Here is a 10,891-nt window from a genome sequence, read left to right on the forward strand (position 1 = left end):
GCAGTGAAAAAAAATATGATTTGTGTTCTCGGACACCAGGATATCCCCATCAAGCAGGAGCAGCCGGACTTCCGCGTCGACCTGCTGCAAACCAACATCCTGCTGTTCGGTTCTCCCATGAGCGGAAAATCCAATTTGATCCGCTTGCTCACCCTGATCCTGCACAAGCTCTACCGCGAAAGGGACGAACAGATTTTTATCCTCGATTTCGGCGGCGCGCTGGCGGATCTGGAAACCCTTCCGTTGGTGTCGGCGTATTTTGACAATGCCAACGAGGAGTATGTCAAGCGCGTGTTCAAGCTGATGGAGGATCAGCTCAAATCCAATATCTCCGCGCTCAAGGGCAAAAACTATGCCTCCTGCACGGAGCGTCAGCCGATCCACACCACCCTGTTTATCGACAATGTCAACGCCTTTTTGGATGAGCCGCGCTACACCGCTTACCAGGAAAAGCTGGCGAAGCTGTGCCGCGACGGACTTTCCAAGGGCATCACCGTCGTCATGACGGCGAGCTCCACCAAGGGGCTCGGCTCTTATATGAACAATTTCAAGCAAAAGATCGCGTTGGAAATGCCCGCGGAAAGCTACATGGATATTTTCAGCCACAAGGTCATCCCCGTGGGCAACAACCCCGGACACGGCTACGCCAACGTCACCCTGCCCGCAGAGGATACGGTGGGCGCATTGCCGGCGCAGGTTCCCTATGAGCTGCAGCTCAACCTTGCCGACGACTGCGCCGACGAGCGCTTCCAAGCCAACCTGACCCGCTATTTCGCCGACAGATCGGTCAAAAAATACCGGCGTTTTCCGGAGATACTCACCGAAGCTGCCGCCGCGGATTTTATCGACCCTGCGGACGCCGATCTTCCGGACAGCATCGACGTGACGGTCGGCTTGGACTACACCGAGTGTAAGCCGTGCCGTATGCACTACGAGTCCGCCGGCGTCATCGCGATCTACGGCAAAAAGGAGTTCGGAAAAACCAACCTCCTGCGCCGTCTGCTGAAAAACCTGCTGTCCAATCCGCAGTACCGCTTCGTCTTTTTTGACGACGGCAGAGAGCAGCTCCGCAGTCACCTTGCCGACGAGGTGTGCGAGGAAAAACGAAAGGTGTATTTCAGCGAATATGCCACTGTGCCGATGAAGGAGAAAAACGGCGGCATCGTCAACATGAAGCTCTCGCCGCTGCAGCAGCTGGTGCTGTATGTTCACCGCCATTTCATCGACCTGTCTAAGGTCAGGCGCGTCGGCAACCTGGTGCTCAACGAGATTTTCGGCACCGGTCTCCAGATCGAGCCCGGCGCACCGGAGGATTACAACCGTAACGACAACGTCGTGTTTGTCATGCAGAGCAAATTCCTCTATGTCAATTCGCCGGCGGCGAAGGTGTATATGGAGATCATTCTGCCCAATCTCGCGGCGCGTGCCGAAGAAAAGAACTGGATTTTTATATTTTCCGATATCAAAAACATCAGCGACAGCGAGATCCGCGAGTATTTCAACTACACCATCGGTACCGCGTTTTTGCTGGATAACATCGCCGAATTTGTCAACGAGCGCGGTCAGAAATCCGTGTTCGGCAACATGGATACCAAGAGCCTCAAGGAGGAATACGCCTCCTGCGAGCTCGGCGACGGCTATATGTATTCGGTGGAGAAGGACGAGCTGAAAAAGGTCAAGCTGATCAAGGAGGGCGACGAGAACGATGAGTGACTATGAATTTAAAAGAGCGGATATCGGCAAGCTCGAGAGCTTTGTCAGCGAAAGCGAGGAAGCCATCCGCGAATTTGCCGCCATCAGAGACGAATTTGACAGGATCAACCGCACCCTGCTCAGCAACTGGCAGGGCAGCGGCAAGGAAGCCTACAAAAATGTTGCCGATCACATCACCGAAAAGGTCGGCGGCATCAAGGAGATCCTCGATACCATCAACGACAAGGCGCTCAAGGACATTATTGAAAAATACCACTCCATGGACGCCGAGCTCGGAGAATACAACCGACACGCGGGCGATCCCGAGGAGGAGACGTAATGGCAGCGCAGGAACGACAGACCGGCGTATTCGGCGCGGTAAGAAACGAGCAGTCGCCGGTAACAGAGCAGCGCTTTTTGCGCGAAACCTCCGCGGACGATCCGCAAACGATCTACAATCTTTTTTTCCGCGAGTATGACGAGGAGAAGCAGTCATGAGCACCATTATCCGCGGTACCGAGTTCAGCTATAGGATCGACACCGAGCACGGCGTCAATCACGACGGCTTTATTGCAGAGGGTACCGAGAGTATTGTTTTTAAGGGCATCAAGTTCGGCGGGGATCTGCGCTATTCCTGTGCGCTGAAATTCAAGCCCAAATACCGTCTCGCCGACTTTATGGAGCGCGAGTACAAGATCATCGAGTCGCTGCAAACCTGCCGCTCGGTGGTGCGTGTGCTCGACGTGATCGAGGATCTGGGCGACTTTTCCGTTCCTTACCGCGGCGGTGAGATTTCCGCCGAAAACTGCTTTTGCGTGGTAGAAGAGTTTATCGACGGCGAATCCCTTCAGGATTACTGTATTCACCGCTGGTTTACCTATGATAATGAGAAACGCCGCTGGGAGCGCAACAACCGTCCCTATGACTATCGGGAGATCGTGACATTCCAGAACCAACTGGTACAATTCATGATCAATTTGTGCGAGATCATGAAGTTCGTTTCCAACACCAACGAGGACAGCGGCAAAACCGACCCCAACAAGCCCATCATCCTGCACTGCGACATCAAGCCGGAGAACATCATGGTCACCAAGCACGGCAAGGAGCTGGTGCTGATCGACTTCGGACGTTCGCAGGATCTGGTTGACCGGCGCGTCTATCAGCACTACAACGACCAAGTCAGAAAACGCTTCATGGCGGACTACACCGACAGGCAGTGGCAGGATATCGGCAAGGACAACTTCTATTCTTACGGCACGGTCGGCTACACTGCGCCGGAATGCTACGCGCAGGCAGAAAACGGCTTGTACCCGTTTATCAATCAGATCGGCGCGCTGCAGTATGGCAGCATTTCCATTGAAAGCGACATATTCGGCTTCGGCGCGACCTTCTGGGAATGCTTCTATTCCTACGAGCTTTGCCGCAAGGCGTTTGAAAGCGTGGAGGAAGCGACCGATCCGTCATTTTTCAATAAGGCGATCACCAAGTATTATGAGGATCGTATCCATCAGGAGCAGGTTTTGGACTATTGCGACCGCGATTTCCGCGACGTCGACATCGCTTTCCACGAATCCATAGAAGCGATCCTCAAAAAATGCACACGCACACGCGAGCAGGGCTTTCAGGAGCCCGCCAAAACGCCGAACACCTATTATCACAATTTTGCCGTCCTGCAAAACGACGTTGAGCGTGCGCGCGACGCGATCCCGTCACTCGACCGAAAGTCCGACCCGCTGGTACGCCAGATGATCGGCGTTGCGGGCTTTTGCGGCGCGGCGATGGCGTGTTTTTTGGTGCTGTTCATTTTGCTGGAGGTTTTTGCCAATGTCTTTGCATGGGATAAATGGGGCAGACTCACCAACAGCTATACCGAAAACCAAATCGCGATGCTGATTGACATTTCCGAGGAAATGATGAAGGTGCCGCTCGAAAAAACCCGCCAGGAAAACCTCAACGAGATCGTCCGCTTTATGCACGGCGGCGCGCCCAACGACGATGTGATCGACCAAGAGGAGGCGTCGCTGGTCACCGGTCTGTTGCAGAAGCATTTCCGCAACCAGAGCACCTGGGGACCTTATCTCGACGAGGTCATGCAGTACGCGCGCAGCGACAATATGGACGCCGTTGCCAAGAGCGTATACCGCATCAATCTGAAGGATGAGCAAAGCAGCGAGGGATACCGGCTGGCAAAGGCGATCGCGCAGGTCAACGATGCTGACGACGGCGACGCGGAGGTTTTGATCTCCGCCTACCGGACAGCGACGGAAATGGCAGGCAAGCCGCAGTACCAACGCGCGGTGTCCAAGCTGGCAGGCAAGCTGTTGACCGGCAAAAAGGTGGATACCATCGCCGCCGGCCTTCAGACGAACCGCAGCGACATCCGTGAACAGCTCAACGCGATTGAGCGATAGGAGGGACAATATGGCAATTCGCACCGAAGAAGAAGAAAAAAGATTATCGGAAAAACGCAGCAACCGCAAAAAAGCGTTTGCAAAGTTCCGCGAGGATTTCATGGCGTCCTTTCTGCTGGGCATCAAGGCAGGAGGCATCCTGACAGGCGCCCTGATCGTCCTTTATCTGGCAGCCAAGTTTATTTTCCGCTGGGATCTGTTCTACGAGACCGACTTGAACTACGCTGCGATTTTTCTGGTCTTGACCATCGTGTTTGCCTTTTTGGTGCTGATCTGTATCATGATCGCGGTGATCCTGTATAACAACAAGCACAAGCGCAACACAAAATATACGCAGCGGTAATCAAGGCGTTCTGCCTTTTACATACAAATGAGCAAATGAGGAAAAAGGGGAGTTTACAATTGACACATCGACGGATTATTGCCATCCTTTGCACGACGGTTCTGCTGTTTACGCAGTTTTCGTTTTTGGCATCGGCTGCCGGCAAAAAAGAAATCAGTCTGGATGAATCCTTTACAGACGAGCTGATCGTCACCAAGGTGTACGACGGCGCACTGACCTCCGAAATCACCTTTCCCGATTTCAAGCCGGAGGGGATTCGGAACAATCACGAGGTGGTACTTGCCGCCAATGCGGAATACGAAAGCCTCAATGCCGCTGAAGGACTCGCTGTCAAGCTGAGCGCGTTTCACTTTACCGGTAAGGACGCCGATAAATATACGCTCAAAAGTCCCGACGCTGATTTTACCTTTGAAACCACGGGCGACATCACGCAGCGGAAGCTGCACGTGATTCCCGAGGACAACGAGACGCACCTCACGACGGATACCTATCCCATTAACGTGGACTATTCGCTGAACAACGACGACATCCTTGAGGGTGAAAGCGTTTCTGTGCTCGAGGGCACCGAGCTGCGGATTGAGCAGCAGGGTGACGACTACGTCTATGCGTTCAACGAGGATGCCGGCACCGACAATGCCAACTACATCCTTGCGGTGCAGGAGGACGCTCAGCCGGATGTGCAGCGCCCCGAAGCGCCGGAGCTCGAGGAGACCTATCTTTACGGCGAAACCGCGACCGTTCTGGAGCGTCACGACTTCGGTATCATTGCAAACGGCACGGTGCGTCTGGAAATCAAGGCGACGGAGAAACAGGATCTGCCGATGCAGTTTACCCTGTACGTCAACGGCAGTCCTGCCGCAAATCTGACGAGCGACGAGGGCGAGGAATATACCGACGATGACAGCGATACCCGTTACCGTCACACGGTCACATTCCGTCTGGAGGTCGATCCGGATCAAACGGTCGAATTCAAGGACATTTACTGCCATATCGACAACGGTAATTCTATTGACAGTCCGATCACCTTCCGCATCCGCGACGACGAGACCTCCAATGCGTTGATTCTGGATACGGAGAAGCCCGCTCTCGGCGCCGATCCCGACACTCAACCCAAGGTGACTTACGATAACCGCGAGAAAAAGATCAAGGTCAGCGGTTCTGTCACCGACAGCGGCTCCGGTATTGCCAAGCTGGAATACAAGTGGGGAGAGGACAAGGATTATGAGGAGGTCCCGCTGGACGCCGGCGACGACAATCCGAATAACGAGGTACGGCTGGACATCATCGAAACCGAGTACAATTCGGACAAGCTGCCGGAGTCGGACGAGGGCAAGTACAAGCTGTACCTGCGCATCACCGACCGCGTCGGCAACGTCTGCGAGCCCGAGGCGAAGTCCTACTCCGAAGACGGCGCAGACGGCAGAGACAGCAAGCCGCCTCATGCGACCGCCATTTCCCTTAAGCCCGCAGACGATCAGCGCAGCCTCAAGGATGTGCTGACGCCTTACGAATTCGGCAACTACTTCAATGACGCGGTCATTCTGACCATGGTCGTCAAGGATCGCGCGGAGGGCAAAGTCGCCTCCGAAATACAGTCGGTCAGCCTGATCGACAAGGATGCCGACCCCGAAACCGTCATCAATGCAGAGGCGGGCGAGAACGACGAGTACCGTTTCAACCTGACCAAAGAGCCGCGCGAGCTGAAAAACCTCTGCGTCAAAATGACGGATGAATACGGCAACTCGGAAACCAAGACCCTCCGCGAGCTGTTTGCGGAGCTGGGCAGCGCCGACGCGTTTGCATGGGACACCATCACCTCCGACCGATGGGTCACAGACATCAACGCGCCTCACATCGACGTCAAGATCGACGGCAACATCGAGGATGAGGACAACCTGATTTTCGGTAAGGAAGGCGGCAGCATCAACACCGAGATTTCCGACTCCGATCCGGTTGCCGACAAGGATCTGCAGTATATCAAGATCACTTATCGCTTCATGCCGGCAGGCAGCGATCAATTCGGCGACGAGACGGTCGTCGAGGAGCTCACCTTCGATTCCAATACCGAGGAAAGCTACGAGTTCCCACTGGACACCGCTTCCGATGCGTTCCAAAACGGCACATATGTCTATTGCTTTACCGCCAAGGACTTCGCCGGCAACAGCAACACGGAGACCAGAGAATTCGAGATCGACCACAGCGATCCGACCGGCTATATCGAGGTGGTGTCGCCGGAGGTTCGGCAAATCACCTACGACGGCGGCATTACCGAAAACTGGGTCATAGAGGATACGTCATCCCATGCGGTGACCTTCCGCATCCATCCCCAGACCACCGGTTCCCGTGTCAAGTGGCTCAATGTCACCGTTAACGGTCATCGGAACAGATATCCCTATCACCCCGAGGACGGCTATCTGGAAATCAGCGTCAGCAAGGACGACATTCCCTATGACAACGATTGCTATCATGTCAGCGCCCAAATCGTTACCCGTTCAAGGAATGCCGCTACGGCGGAGTATACGCTCCATGTCGATACGCAGGATCCCACCGTACAGCGCGTCACCGCGGCGAAAAAGAATAATTTCCTGCAAAATGCGATCAACTTCCTGACCTTCGGCGCCTTCTTCAATGATTCCGTTATCCTCAGCGTTACCGCCAACGACGGCGACTACGGCGTCGGACCGGATTACGCGGTGTTCACCTACAAAATTGACGACGACGAGATCGTTTCCGATCCGATTTATTTCAACAACACCAAGTCCGGTGACGAGAAAACCGTTTCCCATGATTTGGAGCTTCTCGAGGATCCCGGCGTTGTCTGCGCAAATGTCGAGGTCAAGGTCGTGGACAAGCTGGGCAAGGAGACGATCATCCAGCCTGACATCAGCGACGCGAATTCCGACGATTCCTCCGGCAATAACCTTGTCATGCTCGAAAACGTCATTCCCGCGGCAAAGCTGACGCTTCCGCCCTGTGAAGGCGCCGCCCGCTCCGACAACCAGATCTGGTATCGTCACGATCAGGAAATCGCCCTCGGCGTTTCCGACGATGAATCCGGTATCCGCGACGTCGTTTTGACGGTCAACGGCAAGCCGGTTCTCAAGGATAAAAACGATACGCCGCTGGCAACCGCCGAAACCGGCAGCAAGAACGAAAAAATCACCTCTCTGTCCTACGTGTTCTCCAGCGAGGCGCTCGCCGAACTGGCAAAGAATGACGCCGGCGGCAGATATCTTCTCGAGTGTGTTGTCACCGATAACGCCGGCAACGTATCGCTCACGGAGCGTCAGGAGTTTTACCGTGACGTCACCGCTCCCGAAATCAAGAGCTTCGCGTTCAAGCCCTATACGGTAGACGGCGCCGAGGGCACGAGCACCTTTGTTTCCGAGCTGCGCTACGGCTTCTATTTCCGTGACAGCGCTGCTGTCGTCGTCACGGTGGACGACACCAAGGGCGGCGCCATTGCATCCTCCGGCAACCACCGGATGCACTTCCGCTTGGTTTCCTACGCAGGCGGCAAGGAGACCGGCTCCACAGCCCACGACGCGGCGATCGTGGACAATCAGGCGGAATGTGTTCTTCCCGCGGACTTCAAGGGTCAGGTATTCGTCAAAGCGGACGATATGGTCGGAAATATGTCGGAGGAGGTCACCTCCTACGCGCTGGTGCTCGACACCCAAGCGCCGACTGTCACCATCGAGCCGCTTCCCGACAATGCCGCCGGCAAGGACAACAACGGCAATTCGCTCTTTACCGAATCGGTCAGCTTCCGCGTGACGGTAACAGATACCCAGTCCGGACTGCGCGAGATCGTTCATTCCCAGAGCTCCGAGCGCAACAGCTACGATCCGGTCGTCACCGCGATCGGCGACAATGGCGAGACCGCCCTTGCCAACGGCTGGGAGATCACCGGCAGGGATGAAAACCTCATCACCGAGGCCACGCGCGTGTTCTCCTTCTCCGAGGACGACAACGATATTCAGCTCACCTTCAATGCGACCGACCGTTCCAAAAATACGAGCGCCAATGCCAAAAGCACACCCTTCACCATTGACACCATCGCACCGCAGGTGACCATCACCAATCCCTCGCGACTGATCAATGACCGTTATTATCAGGGCAGCACCACCTTCACCATCACGGTGACGGAGCGCAACTTCGATCCCACGCTGATGATCGACACCATCCGCAACACCTACACCTCCGCGCAGCCGAGCGTCAGCTTCTCCTCCGCGGACGGCAGCAACGTCCATACCGCCAATGTCACCTTCCCCGAGGGCGACTACGACTTCTCCTTTACCGGCACGGACTTGGGCGGACACGTCACGCAGATTTATGTGGACGGCAGCGCCGAGGCGATCCCGTCCTTCCACCAGAGCTTCAACGTGGACGCCACCGCTCCCGTTATCACCACCAATTTTGACACCTTCAACGCTGACACCAACGGCGGCAACTACTTCAAAGAAGAAAAAACTGCCACCATTACCGTCGTGGAACACAATTTCTATGAACCGGATATGCGTCTCCGCGTCGAAAGCAAATCGCCCGGCAGCGATCACAGCGACAGCGATTGGTATGAAATCGGCGCCGGTCAGGCGTGGACGGATAACGGCGATTCCCACAGCATCAGCATTCCCTGCAAGGACGACGCCGTCTATCACATCTCCATCAATCCGCAGGATCGCGCAGAAAATCAGGGTATCGGCGCTGTCAGCCCGATTTTTGAGATTGACACCACCATTCCGAAGCTCTACAGCCGCAACGATGTTTTGGCGACCGAAAAGAACTTCGTCGAAACGCCCTATTCTGAGGTCTACAACGAAAAGAAAAAGAACGATCCCGCGCCGAAGGTCGAGTTTGAGGACAACAACTTTGAGCGCATCAAGATCGAGGCGAACATCTTCCGTCCCGCGTACAAAAACGGCATGGAGTTTGACGCCATCGTTCCCGACAAGCTCTCCGATGAACTGACCACCGACAAGTACGAGAACAAGGTGTTCTCCGTCAAATCCTTCGATCGCGACGGTGTTTACGCCTTCACCTACACCGCCGTCGATAAGGCAGGCAACGAGAGCAAGCCGATCAACGATACCTATTTCCGTTTGGTCGATACCGATCTGCTCACCTATATCGACAACAGCAGCAAGGAAAATCACAGCGGCTACTATTCGTTGATGGACGAAAACGGCAAAGCGATCAGCAAGAAAGCGACAAACTTCAGCGATTTGGAGATCAGCGTCATCACCCTCAATGAGGATAAGGCAGCCGGCAAGGTCGTCCTGCGCAATGACGAGGACACCTATTCTACCGACAGCCACCTCACCGAGCAAGAGACGGAGGTTTCCGAGACCGCCCATATCCTACACAAAACGCTTCCGGGCACGTTCTTCTCCGACACCTTCAAGGATGACAGCCTCGACACCAGAATGTACCTTTCCGTCAGCATCGACGACACGAACTATCTCGATCTGGCGTCCATCCACCTCGACAACGAGCCGCCGTCCGCAACTCAGCCGGAGGACTTCGTGAGCTGGCACAACTATATGTTTACCGATTCCGTCACGGTCACGCTGACCAATATCAGCGAGACCCTGAGCGAGGATCTCACCAAGATCTATGAGTGTCCCAGAGAGGACGAGCGCGTTCCCATCGAATACAACTACGATAAGGCAAACAAGGAGCTCTCCTTCGAGCTGTCTGAGGGTCTGCATCACATTGATATCGTGCTCGCAGACGAGGCGGGCAACGAATGGAACGCCGACTGCGTCAGATATCTGCGCGTCGGTAACCTCCGCCTCTATCTCGGCGCCGGCGGCGTATTGCTGGCAGGCGGCGTGGTCGCACTGATCCTTTTCCTCCGCAAGCGCAAGCTCAAAAAGTAAAACCATTGTTATCGCCCACACCTGTGTTTTCAGGTGTGGGCGATTGCTTTCGATTGCCTTTAGGCGTGGAAATAAACCCCCAGTTCAACTGGGGGAGAATAAAAAAGCTTTAGCAAAAGAAAACCTCCGAGTATAATAGTGGTGTGTTTGGCGACGCATTACGTAAAATACAAGGAGGATTTTCAAAAAATGGAAAATAGAGTAAACACAGAAAGGAACGAGATAAAGCACACAGCACACTCAACGTACAGGTGTCAGCACAACTGGTAGACCGTCACGAAAATTAACTGTCCGCGACACTGACCGTAACCGCTCAACAACCACCCCATCAAACATAACGCAAGCCCTCGGCAAAACACCGAGGGCTTGATTATGCAAAAACCTTATTCTTCTGTTAATGGTGCCGGTTTGGTTCTCGTTGCAATGGATTCTTTGATCTCCTTACTCCAGGGCATGAAGCTTTCCAGTTCTTCATTTGAAAACGGTCTGCCCATGTACTGCATATCTGTCAGGATGAGGTTAAGATAGGTGTACGGTTCTATACCGTTTGCTTTTGCTGTTTC

Annotated in this window: 7 protein-coding genes; 6 read left to right on the forward strand and 1 reads right to left on the reverse strand. The window is 54.5% G+C overall.

Annotated features, from left to right (window positions below):
* Nucleotides 1-15 precede the first annotated feature (15 nt).
* Genes JKK62_RS07805 through JKK62_RS07830 form a run of 6 tightly spaced genes read left to right on the forward strand, consistent with a single transcriptional unit; the run spans nucleotide 16 to nucleotide 10,328 of the window.
* On the forward strand, nucleotides 16-1,713 hold the full coding sequence (locus JKK62_RS07805; RefSeq protein WP_201427442.1) for an FtsK/SpoIIIE domain-containing protein: 1,698 nt from the start codon (nucleotides 16-18) through the stop codon (nucleotides 1,711-1,713).
* On the forward strand, nucleotides 1,706-2,032 hold the full coding sequence (locus JKK62_RS07810) for a WXG100 family type VII secretion target (protein ID WP_201427443.1): 327 nt from the start codon (nucleotides 1,706-1,708) through the stop codon (nucleotides 2,030-2,032). The genes JKK62_RS07805 and JKK62_RS07810 overlap by 8 nt, the downstream gene beginning before the upstream one ends.
* Nucleotides 2,032-2,190, forward strand: a complete 159-nt coding sequence (locus tag JKK62_RS07815; protein WP_201427444.1) for a hypothetical protein — start codon at nucleotides 2,032-2,034, stop codon at nucleotides 2,188-2,190. The genes JKK62_RS07810 and JKK62_RS07815 overlap by 1 nt, the downstream gene beginning before the upstream one ends.
* Nucleotides 2,187-4,103: a protein kinase domain-containing protein gene (locus tag JKK62_RS07820; RefSeq protein ID WP_201427445.1), complete on the forward strand. Its 1,917-nt coding sequence runs from the start codon at nucleotides 2,187-2,189 to the stop codon at nucleotides 4,101-4,103. The genes JKK62_RS07815 and JKK62_RS07820 overlap by 4 nt, the downstream gene beginning before the upstream one ends.
* Nucleotides 4,104-4,113: 10 nt before the next feature.
* Nucleotides 4,114-4,446 (forward strand): hypothetical protein, encoded by a 333-nt coding sequence (locus JKK62_RS07825; protein WP_201427446.1) that lies wholly within the window; start codon nucleotides 4,114-4,116, stop codon nucleotides 4,444-4,446.
* A 59-nt stretch (nucleotides 4,447-4,505) separates the two neighbouring features.
* Nucleotides 4,506-10,328 (forward strand): Ig-like domain repeat protein, encoded by a 5,823-nt coding sequence (locus tag JKK62_RS07830; RefSeq protein ID WP_201427447.1) that lies wholly within the window; start codon nucleotides 4,506-4,508, stop codon nucleotides 10,326-10,328.
* Between the two features lie 383 nt (nucleotides 10,329-10,711).
* On the opposite strand, the gene JKK62_RS07835 is transcribed toward JKK62_RS07830, so the two are convergent.
* The coding region (locus tag JKK62_RS07835) for a transposase domain-containing protein (RefSeq protein ID WP_201427448.1) at nucleotides 10,712-10,891 on the reverse strand (180 nt) is incomplete at its 5' end.

The organism is Ruminococcus difficilis (genome assembly GCF_016680995.1).

What these genes read in the sequence shown, in the direction of transcription:
- JKK62_RS07810 (WP_201427443.1), top strand. Translation starts at nt 1,706, where the DNA reads ATGAGTGACTATGAATTTAAAAGAGCGGATATCGGCAAGCTCGAGAGC.
- JKK62_RS07820 (WP_201427445.1), top strand. Translation starts at nt 2,187, where the DNA reads ATGAGCACCATTATCCGCGGTACCGAGTTCAGCTATAGGATCGACACC.
- JKK62_RS07805 (WP_201427442.1), top strand. Translation starts at nt 16, where the DNA reads ATGATTTGTGTTCTCGGACACCAGGATATCCCCATCAAGCAGGAGCAG.
- JKK62_RS07825 (WP_201427446.1), top strand. Translation starts at nt 4,114, where the DNA reads ATGGCAATTCGCACCGAAGAAGAAGAAAAAAGATTATCGGAAAAACGC.
- JKK62_RS07815 (WP_201427444.1), top strand. Translation starts at nt 2,032, where the DNA reads ATGGCAGCGCAGGAACGACAGACCGGCGTATTCGGCGCGGTAAGAAAC.